This is a genomic window from Dactylosporangium salmoneum, from assembly GCF_039532525.1.
In the GTDB taxonomy this organism is placed as follows: Bacteria; Actinomycetota; Actinomycetes; order Mycobacteriales; family Micromonosporaceae; genus Dactylosporangium; species Dactylosporangium salmoneum.
In genome coordinates this window covers 61913-80669 of record NZ_BAAARV010000024.1, presented here as the reverse complement: position 1 = coordinate 80669, position 18757 = coordinate 61913, and the positions used below count along the sequence as shown (strand labels likewise).

18 protein-coding genes are annotated in these 18757 nt (G+C 73.1%); 10 read left to right on the top strand and 8 right to left on the bottom strand.

The genetic code is table 11. From position 1 onward, the window contains the following. Positions 1-126: 126 nt before the first annotated feature. Complete coding sequence (locus ABD352_RS15170) at positions 127-3114, bottom strand: NACHT domain-containing protein (protein WP_425553548.1); 2988 nt, start codon at positions 3112-3114, stop codon at positions 127-129. 108 nt (positions 3115-3222) lie between these two features. Here ABD352_RS15170 and ABD352_RS57640 point away from each other — a divergent pair, with 108 nt between their 5' ends. Next, a complete protein-coding gene (locus ABD352_RS57640; RefSeq protein WP_425553553.1) occupies positions 3223-3864 on the top strand; it encodes an SIMPL domain-containing protein in 642 nt (213 codons plus the stop codon). A 149-nt stretch (positions 3865-4013) separates the two neighbouring features. Continuing rightward, positions 4014-4154, top strand: coding sequence for a hypothetical protein (locus ABD352_RS15160; RefSeq protein ID WP_344612989.1), 141 nt, complete (start codon positions 4014-4016; stop codon positions 4152-4154). Between the two features lie 54 nt (positions 4155-4208). Here the strand turns inward: ABD352_RS15160 and ABD352_RS15155 are convergent, their stop codons facing one another. Genes ABD352_RS15155 through ABD352_RS15145 form a run of 3 tightly spaced genes read right to left on the bottom strand, consistent with a single transcriptional unit; the run spans position 4209 to position 6212 of the window. Continuing rightward, positions 4209-4778, bottom strand: coding sequence for a DUF1349 domain-containing protein (locus ABD352_RS15155; RefSeq protein ID WP_344612988.1), 570 nt, complete (start codon positions 4776-4778; stop codon positions 4209-4211). 10 nt (positions 4779-4788) lie between these two features. Next, a complete protein-coding gene (locus ABD352_RS15150) occupies positions 4789-5064 on the bottom strand; it encodes a hypothetical protein (RefSeq protein WP_344612987.1) in 276 nt (91 codons plus the stop codon). A gap of 5 nt (positions 5065-5069) precedes the next feature. Next, positions 5070-6212, bottom strand: a complete 1143-nt coding sequence (locus ABD352_RS15145) for a hypothetical protein (protein WP_344612986.1) — start codon at positions 6210-6212, stop codon at positions 5070-5072. A gap of 72 nt (positions 6213-6284) precedes the next feature. Here ABD352_RS15145 and ABD352_RS15140 point away from each other — a divergent pair, with 72 nt between their 5' ends. Then, positions 6285-6767, top strand: a complete 483-nt coding sequence (locus tag ABD352_RS15140) for a PH domain-containing protein (protein ID WP_344612985.1) — start codon at positions 6285-6287, stop codon at positions 6765-6767. Between the two features lie 51 nt (positions 6768-6818). Here the strand turns inward: ABD352_RS15140 and ABD352_RS15135 are convergent, their stop codons facing one another. Further along, positions 6819-7040 (bottom strand): hypothetical protein, encoded by a 222-nt coding sequence (locus ABD352_RS15135; protein ID WP_344612984.1) that lies wholly within the window; start codon positions 7038-7040, stop codon positions 6819-6821. Between the two features lie 71 nt (positions 7041-7111). Then, positions 7112-8089: a YihY/virulence factor BrkB family protein gene (locus tag ABD352_RS15130; protein WP_344612983.1), complete on the bottom strand. Its 978-nt coding sequence runs from the start codon at positions 8087-8089 to the stop codon at positions 7112-7114. 121 nt (positions 8090-8210) lie between these two features. On the opposite strand from ABD352_RS15130, the gene ABD352_RS15125 reads away from it, so the two are divergent. The 3 genes from ABD352_RS15125 to ABD352_RS15115 are packed head-to-tail and all read left to right on the top strand — an operon-like array spanning position 8211 to position 9398. Beyond that, positions 8211-8360: a hypothetical protein gene (locus ABD352_RS15125; protein ID WP_344612982.1), complete on the top strand. Its 150-nt coding sequence runs from the start codon at positions 8211-8213 to the stop codon at positions 8358-8360. Continuing rightward, a complete protein-coding gene (locus ABD352_RS15120; protein ID WP_344612981.1) occupies positions 8357-8980 on the top strand; it encodes a PRC-barrel domain-containing protein in 624 nt (207 codons plus the stop codon). Before ABD352_RS15125 ends, ABD352_RS15120 begins: the two co-directional genes overlap by 4 nt. Then, positions 8967-9398 carry a PRC-barrel domain-containing protein gene (locus ABD352_RS15115; protein WP_344612980.1) on the top strand — a complete coding sequence of 144 codons (432 nt, stop codon included), beginning with the start codon at positions 8967-8969 and terminating at the stop codon, positions 9396-9398. Before ABD352_RS15120 ends, ABD352_RS15115 begins: the two co-directional genes overlap by 14 nt. A 6-nt stretch (positions 9399-9404) precedes the next feature. Here ABD352_RS15115 and ABD352_RS15110 read toward each other — a convergent pair whose 3' ends face one another. Further along, the gene (locus ABD352_RS15110) at positions 9405-9863 is read right to left on the bottom strand and encodes an SPW repeat protein (protein WP_344612979.1); all 459 of its coding nucleotides are present in this window, start codon (positions 9861-9863) and stop codon (positions 9405-9407) included. A 270-nt stretch (positions 9864-10133) separates the two neighbouring features. Between ABD352_RS15110 and ABD352_RS15105 the strand changes: the two genes are divergently transcribed. Then, positions 10134-10958: a universal stress protein gene (locus tag ABD352_RS15105; protein ID WP_344612978.1), complete on the top strand. Its 825-nt coding sequence runs from the start codon at positions 10134-10136 to the stop codon at positions 10956-10958. A 7-nt stretch (positions 10959-10965) separates the two neighbouring features. Here ABD352_RS15105 and ABD352_RS15100 read toward each other — a convergent pair whose 3' ends face one another. Continuing rightward, on the bottom strand, positions 10966-11544 hold the full coding sequence (locus tag ABD352_RS15100) for a vitamin K epoxide reductase family protein (protein WP_344612977.1): 579 nt from the start codon (positions 11542-11544) through the stop codon (positions 10966-10968). A 200-nt stretch (positions 11545-11744) separates the two neighbouring features. On the opposite strand from ABD352_RS15100, the gene ABD352_RS15095 reads away from it, so the two are divergent. The 3 genes from ABD352_RS15095 (at position 11745) to ABD352_RS15085 (ending at position 18744) form a co-directional block, all read left to right on the top strand. Next, complete coding sequence (locus ABD352_RS15095; protein ID WP_344612976.1) at positions 11745-12620, top strand: helix-turn-helix transcriptional regulator; 876 nt, start codon at positions 11745-11747, stop codon at positions 12618-12620. A 35-nt stretch (positions 12621-12655) separates the two neighbouring features. Continuing rightward, positions 12656-13678 carry an aldo/keto reductase gene (locus ABD352_RS15090; protein ID WP_344612975.1) on the top strand — a complete coding sequence of 341 codons (1023 nt, stop codon included), beginning with the start codon at positions 12656-12658 and terminating at the stop codon, positions 13676-13678. Between the two features lie 179 nt (positions 13679-13857). Continuing rightward, positions 13858-18744 carry a trypsin-like peptidase domain-containing protein gene (locus ABD352_RS15085; protein WP_344612974.1) on the top strand — a complete coding sequence of 1629 codons (4887 nt, stop codon included), beginning with the start codon at positions 13858-13860 and terminating at the stop codon, positions 18742-18744. The last annotated feature ends 13 nt before the right edge of the window (positions 18745-18757 follow it).

The following is an 18757-nucleotide window of genomic DNA, read 5'->3' as shown; positions in this document are numbered from 1 at the left end:
TCGGTGGAGACGGTCTCCGCCGGGCGGAGTCGCATTCCGGGTACTAACCCGGCACCGGCATTCACCCGCCGTGGAACTGGTGCCTCGCATCTGCGTTCTCGGCCTGTCGGCCCGCTCGACGGAGCTTCACCACTTGATGCGTCTCCGAACCTTGTCCACGGCCGCCAGTTGTCCGGCCAGTTCGGCAGCCGCAGCCAGGATCTCGCTCCGGGGATAGAAGCCCAGCTCGTCCTCAGCCCGCTCGTTGTCGGCCGCGGCGACGATCAGCTGGCGAAGCACCGGGCGTACGTTGAGTTCGGCGGCCGCGCCGAGGCGATCGACATGGTGCTCGGTGCTCGGCGGTTCAAGCAGCAGCCGGAACAACACTCCGGCGCGGGTCGTGGCAGACCTCTCGTCGTGCCAGGTGCCGTCACCGACGAGCTCCCAGTAGGGCATGAGCGCATAAAGATACTCCCGAACGTCGATCGCGGTCTGCACGAACGCCGACCGGCGCAACGCCTGCCCCGCCTTCGAGTCCGCAGGCATCCGTACCTCGGGCGCCAGCACGCTCGGCTCGAAGCCCGGGTCGTCGGGCGGCCAGGGTAGCGAGGCGTAGACGGGAACGTCGGCACCGTCCTCATGGCGCAGCTCCAGCACGCCCGGCGGGCGCCACTCGGCACGGAGGTTGAGCCACACGTTCTGCTGGTCCTCGGGCTCCAATTGGCTGTAGAACAGCGTGGCGAGCCGGCGCCATTGGATCACCGCAGGCTCGCCAACCAGTTCGCCGACCGGGACGGCACCGTCGGAGAGGGCGACCGCGAACCACACGAGGTTGGCGGCAAAGGTGGCATGGCGAGCGGCGAACGGTCGGCGGTGCGGCTCGTAGTCCTGATGGGACCACCTCGGGTGCGGGAAGCCCGCGTCCGGCAACAGTTCTAGTACCAGGGAGCGACACTGGGCGCGCTGCTGCGGCGGAAGCCGTTCCAGTAGGCCTCGGCAGAAGTCGCGGACCGGTGCCCGCCGGGTGACGGTCGCGAGCGAGGTGAGGGCGTGGAAATATCCGGGATCGTAGACAGCGCGCCGGCGACCCAGGGATTGTGATCGTTCCTCAGCCAGCTCCACCAAGGTGTCGATGATGAGCCGCGCGGCGAGGTACTCGCCGAAGGTGGCGTGCAGGAACTCGAAGCTGCGCTCGACGTCGCCCGTGTCCCGCCGCGCCTTGGACTCGTGCACGAAGAAGAACCGGCCGACGAGCAGTTGCGCTGGAGTGAGCGCGCGGCCGGCCCCGACAGCACCCGGCGGAGCCAGGTCGCCGGGGAACAGCAGGTGGTCCAGGTCGGCCGCCAGGTCAGACTCGGCGATGACGTCGCCACCGCGGTTGAACATGGCGACGGCGACCGCCGACATACGGCGCAGCTCCAGCTCGACCGCCTCCTGTCGCTGGGCCGCGTCACGCCAGGCGCCGTGCTTGTCGACCTCACGGCCGGCGAAGTCCTCGAACAGCCGGGCGTACAGGTCGACCTGCTCCAGGCCAGCTGGACCGCGCTGCAAGGCATTACCGCTCGCGTCGTACAGGGCCAGGAGCAACAACAGCAGCGGCTGCTCGGCGAGGTCGCGGTGGGCGAGCGCCACCTCGACCTGGAGCGGCCGGAGTCCGCGCGCAGCGAGTCCGGGAGCATTGGCGGTGTTCCACACGCCAAGCCATGTCTCGACCTGCCGTTCGTCGAACGGTTCGAGCCGCACGACCGGGGTGCCGTCGGGGAACCGAGCCCGGTCCGCAACTACGGTACGGCTCGTGACCACAACCGCGCATGGCCGGCCGAGCTCCGCCTCGCGGGCCTGGAACTCCTGCGCCTGTTCGAGGAAATCGGCCCGGTTCATGCCGGTAGCCTGCAGCAGCTCGTCGAACCCGTCGAGAATGACGACCGGCATCGCGTTGTCAGCGTGCCGTACAAGGTCCGGCCAGGTGACCCGCTCGCCGAGCGTCTGGTACAGCGCCTCCTCGATCTGTACCTGAATCGACGTATCGGCCGGGACGGCGCGCAGCTCGACTCGGACCGCGAGGAAGTCGGCGGCGGGCAGCCGGGCGGCGAGGGTGCGCGTGAGTACCGACTTGCCGGATCCGGGCTGCCCGAGGATGACCAGCGGCGTCTCGGCCGCGCCCGGCGAGATGAGATGGCCGGCGACGAACGACTGGAGATCCTCGCGGACCGGCTTGTCCCGCCACCAGCTTTCGGACGCGGGCAACGCGTCGCGGCCGGCAAGGGCAACTCGTCCACTCGGGTTGACGTACCCGTCGGCAAGCGACGGCAACTCCACCCCTGCCGGCGAGTCAGCGGTCGTGAGGATCGGCCGGTCGAGAGCGGCCTGGTAGCGGGTGGCCAGACCGACGCGGACAGCGTCGACGGCGCCACCACTGGCCATGCCGGTGAGGAGTTCCGCGATGCCGCGCAGGCCGGTGCCGAGCTCCCGGACGAGGTGCCGGGTGGCCTGCGCGTCGGTCATCGCCGACCACACTGCGAATTCCGGCACCTGCACGGCGAGCTTGCGGTATCCCTCCGAGTAACGCCGGACCGCCGCGCGCACAAGGTCGTCTCCAGAGACCGCGACTGATCGACCAAGCAGATTCCGGACGAACGCGAAGGTGTGATCGGCTGCGGTGTCGTAGAGCACCCGCAACGACAGGATGGCGTCCTCGAACGACACGTGTGGGCTCGGGAGCGGCAGCGGCGAGTCCAGCAACGTCTGCACGAGGCTCTGGTAGGTCCGGCCGGGCCACTCGCCGGTGGCTACCGAGACCTGCTCGGAGCGCAGCAGCCGTAGGGCGTGCAGTTCGTCCTCGGGCAGGTCGTCGAAGGCTTCGAAGAACGACGTGATGACCAACACCGCATGCGCGGCCTCCAGGCGCTGGGTGCGGTCGAAACGCCGCAGGCCGAGGACCCGATCCCGCAGCCCCGCGGCCACTGCCTGCCCCCACTTGACCGCCTCGTCACGGAAGCCGAAGAACTCCGAGACGCCGAACGTGCTGGCGGTAGCGGCGGCGCCGGCGGCCTTGCCGACGGCGCTCGCGATCGGGCCGTCGGCGCCGTCAAGGAGCCGCACGGCATCGGCGTACGTCAACCTGCGCGACCGCATGGCCCACACCGTAACGGATCGGACACCCTGGGCACAGGGCCGTTCAGCGCTGAAGCTCTGACGCGGGGGGACGGCGGCGTGGTGGACGATCTGGTTGAATCGGCGGTCATGCAGATGGTGGAACGCCCATGGGGGATTACCGCGTTCGGCGCCGCGAGCGTGAAGGCGGTACCGGACCTTGTGCGCGTACGGTTCAAGATCGTGCGGATGGAGCAGGCCCCGGCGGCCGCGTTCGAGGCGGCTCGCGCAGCCGTACGAGCCGTGCGCGGCGCGCTGCGCGAGCATGGCATTGCCGACGCGGCGGTCGAGGGTTCGCGGCTGGATCTGAAGACGGCAACCGAGTACGTGGACGGGTCGCGTAAGTTCGTCGGCTACCAGTGCCAGGCTGCCTTTGCGGTCGAATCCGGCGCGCTGGACGACGTCGAGCCGCTGCTGGTCGACATCGTCGCGGCCGGCGCCAACGAGATCGAGGGCGTCGACTTCGATGTCATCGGCAAACGCGAACTGCGGGCCGAGGCCCGACGCAAGGCAGTGGCGGCGGCACGGGCCAAGGCCGAGCTGTACGCCGAGGCTGCCGGCGTTCGCATCGGCGCCGTCTTGCATGTCGAGGACGTGGACCCGGAGCAGCCAGGCGCCTCTCGCTACCGCAGCCACGCCGAAGCCGCCGCGACGACGGCCCAAGACCTCGCCCCAGGCCACATCGTCGTGTCCGCCGCAGTGATCCTCGGCTACGCGGTGGCCCGCGACTGACCAACTGCGCCAGGTGCCGACGCCGGGCGACGTAGAGAGCCAAAGCGTGCTCGGCAACGGGCTCACAGCCGGTACCAACGTCCTGGCGCTACGGCGTTTGCGTCACCCGGCGCCGACGAAGACGGACCTTGGCCGGTAGCGTTCCCAGCGTGGGCATCTACCTGGTCGACATCCGCGCCCGTAACCGCGCACCGCTGGCCCGCACGCGCGGCCGGCGGCAGATGCGTGCCCTGGTCCCATGCGGCCGCCAACGCGTGTCGGGCGCATTCACGTACGACTTCAGCGACTAGCTGTCGACGTCAGATGACGCGGCGTCGCACACGAGCGGCGCGCAGGCGCGCCGGCTATTCCAGGTTTTCGCGGGACATTGGCGGCCCGATCCGGAAGTCCCGGAACGTCGCCTGCAGGCCGGCGCGCTCCGGCGAGCAGCACATGACGCCGACGTCCACGGTGGCGGAAAGGTCGAGATGGCCGAGGCGCAGTAACTGCCAGGGACCGTCGTCGGTACGGCAGTGGACGGCCATCGCGGCGCCGAAGCGGGTGACTCGCAGCGACACTTCGCCGGCGTCCCCGCCGACCGGTGCCATCGACACGTCCGAGAACTGGCGGGTGAAGACGGTGCTGATCTGCACCGTGCCCGAGGTGACCTCCACGCCGGTCTTCAGCCAGTTGCGTTCGTCGGCTCGAACCATCATGCCGGCCTGGTCGAACCGTGTCGTGTGCGCGGCCGACACGATGACCTCGGCGGTGAAGTCACCGGTCGTCGGGCGGTAGAAGAAGTGTCCGTTGTCGGTGGTCCAGCCGTAGAACGTCTCGCGCCAGAAGTCGGTGTTCAGCTCGGTGCTGGCGCTGAGCACGCCGTCCTGAAGCGACCAGTCAGACGGCTCGTTCAACCACACCATGTTGTTCAGCACGCCGCGCAGCTTACTCATCTCTGCCGGGCCGGGGGTGCTCGTCGAGGTCATGTCGAAGGCGCTGCAGCTTGTCGGTCATGGCCTCGGCGTGTGCGGTGAGGTGTTCGCGGTAGACAGCGATGCTGAGCAGATCCCGGCCGCGGACGCCGTCGGCGATGTTCTGCTGCAGTTCGCGGGTGAGCGGGTCCGCGGCCGGTGGAGCGGTGCGGGCCTGGCGGCGCAGCATCTCGTGGAGGGCCGCGAGGTGTTCGCGGTCGATCGGTGGCTGCGGAAGTCGGTGAGTCATCGTGATCACTTCGTGGTGGGGACGCTGATGCAGTTGCTGTGGTTGGGGTCGGGGTCGGGTAGCAGCAGGTCAGCGATGGTCAAGGGCGGCTCGTCGGGCATGTCGACGAGCGCGGCGACGCTCTTGCCGGCGTAGTAGATCTGGCGGAAGAAGTCGACGATGAACATGATGGCGTCGCACAGGGCGATGATGGCGGCGGCGACGGTGCTCAGCCCGTCGGTGACGACGCCGAGGAGCGCGGTGACGGACTCCAGGATGAAGTCGAGCAGCTCGCCGACGAGGTAGTTGAGGTTCTCGTAGCCGTAGTAGGCGACGTCGATGTACGCCTTGCACACGCCGAACAGGTAGTCGTCGTAGAAGCTGACCTCGGCGCCCATCGCGGCGTCCAGCTGCTGCAGCCAGGTCAGGGCCGCGTCGGCGGCGTTGCCTTCCCAGTGCGGGGCGAGCGCGTCGTCGGTGTATGCGATGTTGTGCCGCATCGCGTCGACCGAGCGGCCGACGTGCAGCCAGGCGGCGGCGTAGTGCGCGAAGACGGTCCAGTCGCCGGAGAACAGCTGGATGACCTCTTGGATCGGGTCACGGCCGTAGATTTCCTTGATCGCGAACCGGACCCAGGCGTTCATGCTGACCAGGTCGTTGAGGTCACCGATCCACTTGGTGATCTCGGCGGCTTTCGGTTCGAGGGAGCTGATGTCGTCGTTCGGCGGGATCGACACGGCGCCGTGCGGGTTCATCACGTCGGTGAAGCCGGCCGCGACCCGGCTGCTGTAGTCCCAGTGCGACGGGTCCGGGTCGATCTTCGGCCGCTCGCCGAGCCGCTGCAACTGGGCGTCCATCCGCGCGGCCGTTTCCACGTCGACGCTGCGGTAGCTGGCGGCCGAGGCGGTGAAGTTCGCCGCGCCGCTGTGCCACACCCCGGAGACCCAGTGCAGCCGGTGATCGGCGCGTTCCACTTGCCCGTCGTGGTCGTAGGTGAACCACGACAGCAGACCCTGCCCGCTGATCTGTTCGGCGGTGCCCTTCTCCAGGTACTTCGTGATGTACGCCTGCATGTCCGGCACCGCCGCGCGGTTGCGGTTGAGCAGGCCCGCGACCTTGTCCAGCACCGGCGGATCGACCTGAAACCCCATGCAGCCGGCCCCGTTCATCGGCAATCATAGCTATCCCCGACAGTCTGTCACGCTGGCGCCCCGGCGTGGTGCCCGGCCATAATCTGCGCCGTGCCCCTTTCCCGCGTGCTGCGTTCCCCGGCGAACCGGGTGATGTACTCCGTCATCGGTGGTGTCCTCATCGCCGCGCCGGCCGTCGGCATCGTCGCGCTCCTCGGCTCCGCCGGCGATCCGGGTGCGGGACGGTTGCTGGCCGTCCTGGCCGGCCTCGTCCTGGTCGGCGTGGCCTTCCTGCGCTTGGCCGCGGTGCGGGTCGTACTCAGCGATGAGCACGTGGAGGTGGTCAACCCGCTGCGCCGGTACCGTGTCCGCTGGGCCGATGTGGAGGACATCGACATCACGGCGGCGGGCGGCTGGATCGTGCGGCTGTGGATCGAAGGCGAGCCGCGCTGGGTGTGGGGCCTGTCCCGGTTCGGCCAGTTCGGGGCGCTGCCGTTCGCCAGCCGGCACGACGACCCGGCCAAGGATGCGCCACGCTGGGTCTACGACGGATACCGCGAACTGCGCCGCACCTGGACCGCCCGCACATCCTGAGCGCATCACCAGGATGTCGAACTCGAGGGCTACCTCTGCGGTACAGCCGGATCAGTGCAACCCGTGGCGGCGCAGGACCCAGTCGAAGGCGACGACGACCAGCAGCAGCGCCGCGCCGACGCCCAGGAAGACCGTGTAGACGCCGTTCTCCTGGTCGTTGCCGAATATCAAGGCGACCAGGATCAGCGCGATGACGATCGCACCGAGGCGGGCGGCGCGCGGGTGTCCCGGCTTGCGCTGGTCCGGGGAGGTCACGGTCTCGTAGTCGGGCATGGCGCGCCTCCTTTGCCGCTACGTCCGTACAGCCCAAGTGTGGCACGTTCGCCGCGCCGCGGGGCCACGCTCTATCGCTGCGATCGCCGGTCGAAGTCGACCCGTACCGTCTCGAAGTCCTTGAAGCGTTCGGCGGTGGCGTACATGGTGTAGAGCCGCCGGTCGGCCTCGGTCAGCTCGACGCTGTCGGTGAACGGCGTGAGCAGGGCCCGGGGCCACAGCCAGCGGTCCGCGACAACGTTGATCTCGGCGGCCAGCATGACCACGAACGACTGGAGGTAGATCCAGGCGAATGCGGCGAGCACGAGTCCGAAGGCGCCGTAGAGCGCGCTGGCGCGTTGCAGCCAGCCGGCGAGCAACTGGGCGCCTCCGGTCTGCAATATCGCCCACGAGGCGGCGGCGACCAGAGCTCCGACGATGACCTGGCGGGTGCGCAGCTTCGTGGCCGTCAGCAGCCGCATCGCCGCGGTGAACAGGGCGGCGTTGATGGCGAACGGCAGCAGGTAGCCGAACACCCAGAAGCCGGACGCGAACCGTCCGACGAACGCATCGGCGAACGCCACGAGCGTCCCGGCCACGGCCGACAGCAACACCGCACTGCCCAGCAACAGCAGCAGCCCGAGACTGCGAAACCTGGACCGCAGCGGATTCGGCTGGTCGGTGCGCGGGATGCCGTAGATCTTGTTGAAGCCGGCCTGCGCGGCCTGCATCGCGCCGAGCCCGCCGTAGAGCGCACCGAGCGCGCTGAGCAACAGGCGCAGGCCGCTGCCGCGCAGCCCGCTGATGTTCTCGCGCAGCTGTGGCCCGATGATCGGCAGGTTTTCCACCGCGGTCTGCACGAGCTGCTCGCGCAGGCCGGGATAGGCCTCCAGGAAGAAGCCGAGCACGCTGAGGAACAGCAGCACCAGGGGGAACAGCGAGACGAAGCCGTAGTAGGCCACCATCGCGGCAAGGTGCGGGCCGCGGTCGTCGACGAACTTGTAGATCACCGCTATCGGGAACCCCAGCCAGGAGTGCCGGCGCTGGTAACGATCCAGCCATGCGACCACGGTCACCACCTACCCGATGGCCCCGGCGTCACGCTCGCCGGCAGGACGGCACGGCGGCAGCGGGTGCGGACGAAAACGCGTCCGGAGGTTTCAGAGCCGCCGCGCGCGGTAGCGGGTCGGTATGGCCTGGTGGGTCTGGCTGGTGGTCGCGGTCATCGTGGTGCTGCTGATCGCGTCGGCGTTGCTGCGCACGCAGCGGCGGCGGCGTCGCGGCGGGGTGATCCGCGCCGGCCAGGCTCCTCGCGGCGGATATCGGGGCGGTGGGGCGTGACACGACTCATGCGGGCCAGAGAGCTCATCGGCATGGCGGTCGTCACGCTGGACGGCGACGACATCGCCGACGTCAAGGACGTGGTCTTCGACGGGGACACCGGCCACGTGCGGGGCTTCACCCTCAACGGGCGGGGCCTGCTCGCGGGGCCGCTGGACAAGGGGTTGCCGGCCGGCGCGGTCAGCGGCGTGGGCCGCGACGCGGTGATGGCCGAAAGTCCTTCCGCGACCGTCGCCCTGGAGGACATCGTGCCCCGCGCCCGCACCCGTGACAGTGACGTGCTCGGCGATCACGTGCTCACCGAGACCGGCACCGACCTCGGCGCCGTCGCCGACGTGATCCTGGAGGTGGCGCCCGGCGGGGTCGCCGACGTGGTCGGGTACGAGATCGTCTCGAGCGCGGCGCTGTACCCCGACGGCCGGCACGTGCTGCTGCCCCTCCCCCACACCGTCGCGGCCTCGGGCGAGGCGGTCGTCGTGCCCAGCGAGGCCGTACGGTTCGTCCGCCACGACCTGTCGGAGTTCGCCAGCGCCATCACGGCATTCCGGCACCGCCGCGAAGAAGAACGCGAAGAAGGAGACAGCCGCGGACAGGGAGGCGGCGGCGATGCTGTTCAATGAGGCGACCGGGCGGCCGGTCGTCGCCACGGACGAGGCCCGCACCGTGGGCTCGGTGTCCGACCTCCTCGTCGACCCGCACACCCACCGGGTCGTGGCACTCCGCCTGCGCCACAAGGTCCACGGAGCCGACACGTTGCTGTGGCAGGACCTGACGGCGTTCGGCGCGGATGCGGTCACCGTCGCCTCGGCCGCCAAGATCGTGCCCGCCCCGGCCGAGCTCGAACGCCTCGCCGGCGCGCCCGGGAAACTGCTGCACAAGCGGCTGCTGACGACGGACGGCCACAGCCTCGGTACCGTCGACAACGTCAATTTCGACAACGCGACGGGCGAGCTCACGTCCCTGATCGTCGGCAACACCACGGTCGACGGCGGGCGGCTGCGGGGCTGCGGGACGTACGCCGTCGTGGTGGCGGCCTGAGCGCCGCTACCCGGGCGGTCCTCCGGCGGCCCGCCGGTCCGCCGATACCAGCAACGCGGCCGCACCGAGGCCCAGCAGCGCCGTCACGCCGCCGGTGATCTCATTCGTCCAGGCGATCCCCGCCGAGCTGACCGAGCGCTGAATGACGTACGGCGACACGATGAGCCACACCCCGATCGCGACCATCGACCAGGTCAGGCGGAACATCCGCGCCGGCGCCACCGCCAGCCCCAGCGCGATCACGCCGATCATCGCCCCGAGGATCAGGTTGTTGACCGTCACGTTCGGCGCGTGCGTGCTGAAACCCACCACCCACGGCGAGATGGCCAGCCAGCCGCCGGCCAGCAACACCAGGCCGTCGATGACGACCGCCGGCCCGCTCGCGGCGACCTGCTCGTAGCGCTGCCGCGACCCCGCGATGTCCGGGTGTGCGGCGATGTCCTGGTACTGCGAAACCTGGGTCACGACACGCCCCTTCCGTCGTCCTCAGCCGTTCACTACCCACCACCGCCGCGACGGACCACTTTCGGTCGCGTCTGGACGGCAGGCCTGTCCGCGCCGGGTCCGGCGGCGCACCGTTGGAAGTGCACGGACCGGCGGCGCACCGTTGGAAGTGCACGGACCGGCGGCGCACCGTTGGAAGTGCACGGACCGGCGGCGCACCGTTGGAAGTGCACGGACCGGCGGCGCACCGTTGGAAGTGCACGGACCGCACCCTCGCCGACGGAGGTCGCCATGGACACCGATCGGTACCCGGTCGTCGCTGGAGTGGACGGCTCGCTCGCCGCCGCCGGCGCGGTCCGCTGGGCCGCTGACGAGGCCGCCCGGCTCGGCCGGCCGCTGCAGGTCACCCACGCCGTCGACGTCCCGGAGCCGCAACCGGACGACCCGGCCACCCAGCGGATCGCGCTGGACGCGGCCGACGAGGCCCGCCACTGGCAGCCGGGGCTGCAGGTCACCCCCGTCACCCGGCAGGGCACCGCGGCCCGGGTGCTGCTCGAGGAGTCCCGGCAGGCCACGCAGCTCGTCGTCGGGGGCCGCGGCACCGGCGGGTTCCCGGCGCTGCTGCTGGGCTCGGTCAGCTTCCACCTCGCCGCCTACGCCGACTGCCCGGTGCTCGTCGTGCACCACGCCCAGCGCTGGGCCCGCGCCGATTCGCTGCTGCCGTCGCACGGCCCGGTCGTCATCGGCGCCGACGGCTCCGGACCGGCGCATTTCGCGCTCCAGCTCGCCTTCCAGCAGGCCGCCGCCCGGCACGTGCCCCTGCTGGCCATCCGCGCCTACCACGAGCACCGGGGCGGCGAGGACCCGGCCGCGGCGGCGTTCGACGAGCTCGGCGCCGAGGTGGGCCCGTGGCAGGCGAAGTACCCGCAGATCCCGGTCGAGCTCCGGGCGGCGCCCGGCAAGCCGGCCGACGTGCTGCTCGCCGCGGCCCGCAATGCCGTCATGCTGGTGGTCGGGGCACGCGGCCAGGGCGGCTTCGCGCAGCTGCGGCTCGGCGGCACCGCTGGACAAGTCCTGCAGTACGCGGCCAGCCCGGTCCTGATCGCGCGCCCCTGACCGGCGATCAGTCCGCGCCGGGGGCCTCCCCGCGCACGGCCCGCAGCCAGGACAGCCCGTACCGGCGGCCGCGGCGCACCTGCCGCCACGCCGCCAGCGCCTCGTCGAGGACGAACCACGGCACGGTCAGCGACACCGCGGCCGAGACCAGGCACAGCGTGCACAGCGCGCCGACGACGAACACCTGCAGCGCGACCAACCCGATCGCGACCAGTGCCATCGCGGTCGCCAGCAGTCCGAGCAGCAGCACCTGCCACGGCCGGCGCCGCCACCGGGTCGTGCCGCCGGTCAGCTCCAGCACCAGCTCGGCCAGGTACGCGACGGCACCCAGCGCGGCGTCGTGCACCGGCAGCGCCCGGGAGAACGCGGACTCCAGCACCTTGACGCTGCCGTCGCCGAACCACGGGTCCCAGACCGTCGGCACCAGGCCGTACTGGAAGAACGCCAGCTCAATCGAGACGACCAGGCCGGCGAAGGCCAGCACCGCGACGGTTATCCGGCGCGGCCACGCCGATGGCCCTTCCACGGACCGCCGCCACCACACCGGCAGCGCGCCGGCCCGGCGCGACAAGGGACTCGCGATCATGCGATCTCCCTCCGCGTGGATCGGCTCGCCGGAACCCATGCCCCTCGGCGGGTGACCCTAAACCGGCCGCCGGCGACCCTGCCCGCCTCTGAGAATGGGAACCGTTACCATCAAGGGGCAACGATGGCGAGGCTGCCCGCGCCTGCGGGGTAATGCCAGACCCTCCCAGGGCCGCGGGCGGCGGACGTACGGTCGAGGACGTGGACAGCCGAGCCGAGATCCGCGACTTCCTCACCACCCGCCGCGCCCGCATCACCCCGGAGCACACCGGCCTGCCCACGCACGGCGGGCAGCGGCGGGTGGCCGGGCTGCGCCGCGAGGAGGTCGCGCTGCTGGCCGGCGTCAGCGTCGACTACTACATCCGCCTCGAGCGCGGCAACCTCGGCGGCGTCTCCGACAGCGTCCTGGAGGCGCTCGCGCGGGCGCTGCGGCTGGACGAGGCCGAGCGGGCCCACCTGTTCGACCTGGCCCGCGCCGCGAACACCAGCGCCGCGACGGCCCGGCAGCGGCGCTCGCGCACGCCGTACCTGCGCCCGCAGGCCCAGCGGCTGCTGGACGTGATGACCCTGGCCCCCGCCTACGTGCGCAACGGCCGCCTCGACGTCCTCGGCGCCAACGCGCTCGGCCGGGCCGTGTTCGCGCCGCTGTTCGACACCGCCGCGGCCACCCCGAACATCGCCCGGTTCATCTTCCTCGACCCCGCCGCCCAGAGCTTCTACCGCGACTGGGACGAGCTTGCCGCCGACGTGGTGGCGATGCTGCGGGCCGAGGCCGGCCACGACCCGTACGACCGCGGCCTGAGCGACCTCGTCGGCGAGCTGTCCACCCGCAGCGAGGTGTTCCGCGACTGGTGGGCCAGGCACAACGTGCGCCAGCACCGCAGCGGCGTCAAGCGCCTGCACCACCCGACCGTCGGCGACCTGACCCTCGCCTACGAGTCCCTGGAGCTCGTCACCGACCCCGGGCTGCGGCTCAACGCCTACACCGCCGAGGCCGGCAGCCCCGACCAGGACGCGCTGAACCTCCTGGCGAGCTGGACCACGGCCCCGCACGAGGCGCCGGAGCACAACCGGTAGCCGACGGCGCAATCACCAGCAAGGAGCTCTGCAGCATGGAACACCGTCCACTGGGGCGCACCGGCGTCTCCGTCAGCAAGCTGTGCCTCGGCACCATGATGTTCGGCGCCTGGGGCACCAAGGACCACGACGAGAGCATCCGCATCATCCACCGCGCGCTCGACGCCGGGATCAACTTCGTCGACACCGCCGACGTCTACTCCCAGGGCGAGTCTGAGGAGATCGTCGGCAAGGCCCTCAAGGGCCGCCGCGACGACGTCGTGCTCGCCACGAAGTTCTTCATGCCCTTCGACGACGACCCCAACCACCGCGGCGGATCCCGGCGCTGGATCATGACCGAGGTCGACAACTCGCTGCGCCGGCTCGGCACCGACCACATCGACCTGTACCAGATGCACCGCTACGACCCGGCGGTCGACCTCGACGAGACCCTCGGCGCCCTCACCGACCTGATCCGGGCCGGCAAGGTCCGCTACATCGGCCACTCGACGTTCCCGGCCTCGGCGCTCGTCGACGCGCAGTACATCGCCCGCGACCGCGGGCGGGAACGGTTCGTGACCGAGCAGCCCACCTACTCGATCCTCACCCGCAACATCGAGCACGAGATCCTGCCGCTGACCCAGCGGTACGGCATGGGCGTGCTCTCCTACAGCCCCCTCGCCGGTGGTTGGTTGTCCGGCCGCTACCGCAAGGACGACCACAGCGGGCCGATGTCCGAGGCCCGCAAGCGGCTCGCCAACCGCTTCGACCTGTCGCTGCCGGAGAACCAGCGCAAGCTCGACGCCGCCGACGCGCTCGCCGGTCTCGCCGACGAGGCCGGCATCACGCTGATCGAGCTGGCCATCGCGTTCGTCCTGCGCCACCCGGGCATCACCACCGCCATCATCGGGCCGCGCACCATGGAGCACCTCGAGTCGCAGCTGAGCGCGGCCGACACCGTCCTGTCCGACGACGTGCTCGACCGCATCGACCGGATCGTGGCGCCCGGCGTCACCCTGAACCCGGCCGACAACGGCTGGGCAAGCCCGTCCCTGCAGCCCGCGGCCCGCCGCCGCTGATCCCGGCGGCACGGGCCCGCGCACCGCGGGCCGGCCGGGTCGGCGTCACCCCGCACCGCCGCCCTGATCCGCCCGGGTCGGGGCGGCGGGCGCTGTTGCGGGTCCGGCGATCCCGGCCCCGGTTTCCGGCGCGACTATTCTGTTGAAGACCATCAACGTCGCCGGCCGGGAGGATCGCGTTGTCGTCGGACTGGTCGGCCGCACGGGTCGCCGAGGTCCTCGCCGGCGCCCGCCGCGGCTCGGGGTACCGGGTCGGCAACGGCCTGGTGCTGACCGCGGCCCACGTGGTGGCCGGCGCCGGCGGCGTGACGGTGCGCTTCGACGCCGGCCGGCCCGGCGAGTGGTCCGCCCCGGCGAGGCTCGCGTGGTCCGACCCGGGGGCCGACCTCGCCGTGCTGGCGTTCGACCCGCCGCCCGCGGCTCCCCCGGCGGGACCATCCCCGATCGGGCGGCTCGGCGAGCGCCGGGCGGTCCTCGAGGTGTACTGCGCCGGCTTCCCCCGCTGGAAGCTGCGCACCGAGGGGAACAGGGTGTACCGGGACCTCGCCTACGTCACCGGGGCCCTCGCCGTGCCGGCCAATCGGCGCAGCGGCACGCTCGAGGTGCGCGTCGACCCGCCCGCCGAGGACCCCGACCCGGCCGCGTCCCCCTGGGAGGCGATGTCCGGCGCCGCACTGTGGGCCGGCGAGCGGCTCATCGGGGTCGTCGCCGCGCACCACCGGCGGGAGGGGGCGGGGCGGCTCACCGCGGTACCGCTGCGGCTCGACGATGCGCGGCTCGCGGAACTGCTCGGCGTCGCCGGGCCCGCGCCCGTGCCCGACGTCACCGCGCCCGCCGCCGCCCGGCTCGCCCGCTCCGGCTACCGCGAGCAGGTGCGCGACCTCGCCCCGGCCGGCGGCACCCTGGACCGCGGCGCAGAGCTGGACGAGCTGGCCCGCTGCTGCGCCGGCCCCGACCCGTACGCCTGGTGGCGCGCCGGCCCCTGGGCGGGCAAGACGGCCCTCATGTCCGCCTTCGTCCTCGACCCGCCGACCGGCGTCGACGTCGTGGCGTTCTTCGTCACCGCCCGCCTGGCCACCCAGTCCGACAGCACCGCCTTCACCGACGCCGTGCTCGACCAGCTCGCCGCCCTGACCGGCGAGCAGATCCCGGCCTCCCTGACCCCGGCCGCCCGCGACGCCCACCGCCGCGCCCTGCTGCAGGCGGCGGCCGAGCGCGCCGGCGAGCAGGGCCGCCGGCTGGTCCTCGTCGTCGACGGCCTGGACGAGGACACCGGCGCCCGCCCCGGCTCCGGCCTGGCCAGCATCGCCGCCCTGCTGCCGAGGCACCCGCATCCCGCCCTGCGCGTCATCGTGGCCGGCCGGCCCGACCCGCCGATCCCCGCCGACGTCCCACTCGACCACCCCCTGCGCACCTGCCCGGTCCGCACCCTGCCGGTGTCCCCGCACGCCACCCGGATCGCCGAGCTGGCCGGGCGGGAGCTGGCCGAGCTGCTCGCCGCCGACGGCCCCCAGCAGGACGTGATCGGCCTGGTGACGGCCGCGGGCGGCGGTCTGTCCCGGCCGGAGCTCGAGGCCCTGACCGGCCTGCCCGGCTTCCGCCTCGACGCCCTGCTGCACGGCGTCGCCGGCCGCACGGTCGCGGGCCGCGACGACCACGAGACCCGTCGCGTCTACCTCTTCGCCCACGAGACCCTGCACGCCGAGGCCCGGGCCGGCCTCGGCGCGACGGTGGAGACCTACCGGCGGCGCATCCACGAGTGGGCCGAGCACTACCGGGTGCGCGGCTGGCCCGCGGACACACCGGAGTACCTGCTGCGCGGCTACTCCCCCATGCTGCGGGAGCGCCCCGACCCGGCCCGGCTGGCGGCCCTGGCCGCCGACCCGGCCCGCCACGAGCGGCTGCGCGCCCTCACCGGCGGCGACGCGGCCGCCCTGACCGAGGTCCAGGCGGCCCTGGACGCCGCCGCCCTGTCCCCGGACCTCGCGTCCCCTGCGGCGCCGGATGCGCCCCGGGCCGGCCTGGCCGAGGCCCGTCCGCCGGACCTGGCGCTCGTCGCGCGGCTGGCCGCACACCGGGCCGACCTGGCCGGGCGCAGCGCCAACCTGCCGCCCGAGCTACCCGCCCTGTGGGCCCGGCTGGGCCGGCCCGCCCGGGCGGAGGCATTGGCGCTGGCCGTCACCGACCCGTCGAGCCGTGCGTGGACGCTGAAGTCGCTGGCCGAGACGTACATCGACACGGGCCAGTACGACCGCGCCGAGCGGCTCACCGCCGAGCTCACCACGCCGGATGCGGCCCTGACCCTGGCCGGCCTCGCCCACGCCCTCGGCACGGCCGGCGAGCGCCCCCGGGCGGCGGCCCTGATCGAGCGCGCCCACGCCCTGCTCGACGAATGGTCCCACCTCGGCACCCCGGGCAAGCTGGCCCGCGCCGCCGTCGCCGCCGGCCTGCCCGAGCGGGCGCTGGAGCTCGCGGCCGGCATCGACGGAGGGTTCTCGCGGGACGACGCCTACGCCGAGCTGACCGCGGCCCTCGCCGAGGCGGGCGACTGGGACCGGGCCGAGCGGGCCGCCCGCGCCATCGACGAGCCCGCGGGGCAGGCCAAGGCCGTGGCGGCGATGCTGGCCCGGGCGACCGGCGACCCCGCCAGGGTGCCGGCCCTGGCCGGCTGGGCCGAGACCATCCCCGCGGCCGGCGACGCCCGCATGGACCTCGTCGCGGCGCTGGCGGCAGCCGGCGAACCGGACCGGGCCGCCGCCCTCGCCGAGAGCACCGCCGACCCCGGCCACCGCGCCCTGGCCCTCGCCGCCCTGGCCACCGCCGCGACCACCGCCGGCGACGAGGCACGCGCGGCCCACCTGGCCCACCTGGTCGAGTCCACCGGCACCTGGGCGGCGCTGTGCACGCTGGCCCGATCGATCGCCCCGGCCGACCCGGCCCGGGCCCGCGCCCTGCTCGACCGGGCGGCGGGCCTGGCGGACAGCCCTGCGCAGGAAGACGAGCTGCCGGCCTGGTCGCTGACCATGGTCGCCAACGCCGCCGCCGACCTCGGGGAGCCGACCCTCGCCGCGACGCTGCTCGACCGGGCCGGCGCCTTCGCCGAACGCATCGACGAGCCGGGAGCGCGAGCCGAGGTGCGGACCGCGATGGCCGGCGTGGCGCTTGCGCACGCCGCCCGGCCGGATGCCACGCCGGACGCCGCCGGACGGGCCGAGGCGATGCTGGAGGCGGCCCTGCGTGCGGCCGTCGCACTGCCCGGCGCCGGCGCGGACAGCACCGCGCTCACCAGGCTCATGGACGCGGCGGCCCGGGCGGGCGACGTCGAGCGGGCCGAGCGGATCGCCGAGACGATCGACCCCGAGGTGTTCCGGTGGCCCGCTCTCCGGCAACTCGTCGAGATCGTCGCGACCCGCGGCGACTTCGTCCGCGCCCGGCGCCTCGCGGTCTCCGCCGGCCCGCCTCGCGCCCGCGCGGCGGCCCTGATCTCGACGGCCTGGGCGGCCTTGCGAGCCGGCGCTCCCGCCCGCGCGGCGGCGCTGGCCGACGAGGCCGAACGGGTCGCCGTCGGGGCCGGACAGCCGCGCCCCGACGCCTGGGAGATGGCCGCCCTCGCCGTGGGCCACGCCGAAGCCGGCCACCTCGACCGGGCCGAACGCATCGCCGCCCTCCTCCCCGCGCAGACCGCCACGCAGGACATCGCCGAGATCGCCGCCATGGCCGTCGAGGCCGGCGACCCCGACCGGGCCGAACGCATCGCCGCGGCCGTCGCGGAGCCGCACGGGCAGGCCCAGGTCCTGTCCGCCACGGCCCGGGCGCTCGCCGCGGCCGGGAACCGTGACCGGGCCCTGCGCGTCACGGCGACCATCCCCGACCCGGACGTCCGCGCCGAAACGCTGCTCACGCTCGCGCGGGACGACAATCCCAATACGAGCGGCGGCGGGCAAGCCGGGCGGGCGCTCGACCTCGCCGAGCAGGCGGCGCACGTCGTCGCGGCGCCGCGGCGCCGCGACGACGTGCTGCACGAACTCGTCCTGGTGGCGGGCGACGCCGACCGGCGTGAGCCGGCCCTGCGGGCCGCCGTCGCGATCGCCGACGAGTTCCGGCGGGCCGAGGCGCTGGTCCGGCTGTGGCAGGGCGCGATCGCCGCCCGTGACCGCCCGTGGGCCGAGCAACTCTTCCGCGCCATCGACGACGCCGGCCCCGCGGACCTGATCGAGCCCCTGCTGGCCCGGGCCGCCGCGGCCGTGGACCCCGACCGGTCGCGGGCGTTGATCGACCGGGCCGAGCCACGAGCGGACCACGCCTTGGTGCCTGATGCGCAGGCCTGGTCCCTGACGATGCTGGCGGCCGCCGCGCGCCAGGCCGGCGAGCCGGACCGCGCGGCGGCGCTGGCCGACTGGGCCGAGCTGGTCATCGCGCGGATACACCAGCCTCAGGACCAGCTGGCGGCGCTCGTCGGGCTCGTCGAGGCAAGCTCGGTGACCGGCGACCACGAGCGGGCCGAGCGCCTCGCGACCGAATCGGCCGGCCTGTTCGAACTGGCCGACCTGCTGGGCAGGTACACCGATGCCGGCGCCGAGCCCGGCCGCCCGCTGACCCGGCACCTGCCGCTGCTCGCCCGGGTCGTCGCCGCGGCCGGTGACCGCGAGCGGGCCGGGCGGCTCGCGGCCGGCATCGAGTCCGGCACCACGCAGGCCGATGTGCTCACCGAGCTGGCCGCGGAGGCCACCCTGGCCGGGGACCACGAGCAGGCCGAACGGCTGATCCGGGCGGTGCGCGACCCCCGTCCCCGGGCCGACGGACTGGCCCGCTCGGCCGCGAACGCCGACGACCCGGAACGGGCCACCGCCCTGGCCGCCGAGGCGGAACGCGACGCGCTGGGCGTCAGCGACCCGCGGGCGCAGGCCGAGATCCTCGTCCGGCTCGCCGCGGACGCCCCGTCACGCGACGCGGCCCGGCTGATCGCCCGGGCGTTCGCCGCCGGCCACCCGTCCATCGCCCTGAAGGCCCTGGCCAGACGCTTCCCCGAGGCGTTCCTGCGCTACGCCGGCGAGCGCCTGCCGTAGCCGGTCGTGCCCG

Excerpts from the sequence above, each read along its gene's own strand:
- ABD352_RS15135 (WP_344612984.1), bottom strand. The coding sequence starts at position 7,040 with ATGCCCGACTACGAGACCGTGACCTCCCCGGACCAGCGCAAGCCGGGA.
- ABD352_RS15105 (WP_344612978.1), top strand. The coding sequence starts at position 10,134 with ATGGACACCGATCGGTACCCGGTCGTCGCTGGAGTGGACGGCTCGCTC.
- ABD352_RS15115 (WP_344612980.1), top strand. The coding sequence starts at position 8,967 with ATGCTGTTCAATGAGGCGACCGGGCGGCCGGTCGTCGCCACGGACGAG.
- ABD352_RS15125 (WP_344612982.1), top strand. The coding sequence starts at position 8,211 with ATGGCCTGGTGGGTCTGGCTGGTGGTCGCGGTCATCGTGGTGCTGCTG.
- ABD352_RS15100 (WP_344612977.1), bottom strand. The coding sequence starts at position 11,544 with ATGATCGCGAGTCCCTTGTCGCGCCGGGCCGGCGCGCTGCCGGTGTGG.
- ABD352_RS15170 (WP_425553548.1), bottom strand. The coding sequence starts at position 3,114 with ATGCGGTCGCGCAGGTTGACGTACGCCGATGCCGTGCGGCTCCTTGAC.
- ABD352_RS15145 (WP_344612986.1), bottom strand. The coding sequence starts at position 6,212 with ATGAACGGGGCCGGCTGCATGGGGTTTCAGGTCGATCCGCCGGTGCTG.
- ABD352_RS15150 (WP_344612987.1), bottom strand. The coding sequence starts at position 5,064 with ATGACTCACCGACTTCCGCAGCCACCGATCGACCGCGAACACCTCGCG.
- ABD352_RS57640 (WP_425553553.1), top strand. The coding sequence starts at position 3,223 with ATGCAGATGGTGGAACGCCCATGGGGGATTACCGCGTTCGGCGCCGCG.
- ABD352_RS15090 (WP_344612975.1), top strand. The coding sequence starts at position 12,656 with ATGGAACACCGTCCACTGGGGCGCACCGGCGTCTCCGTCAGCAAGCTG.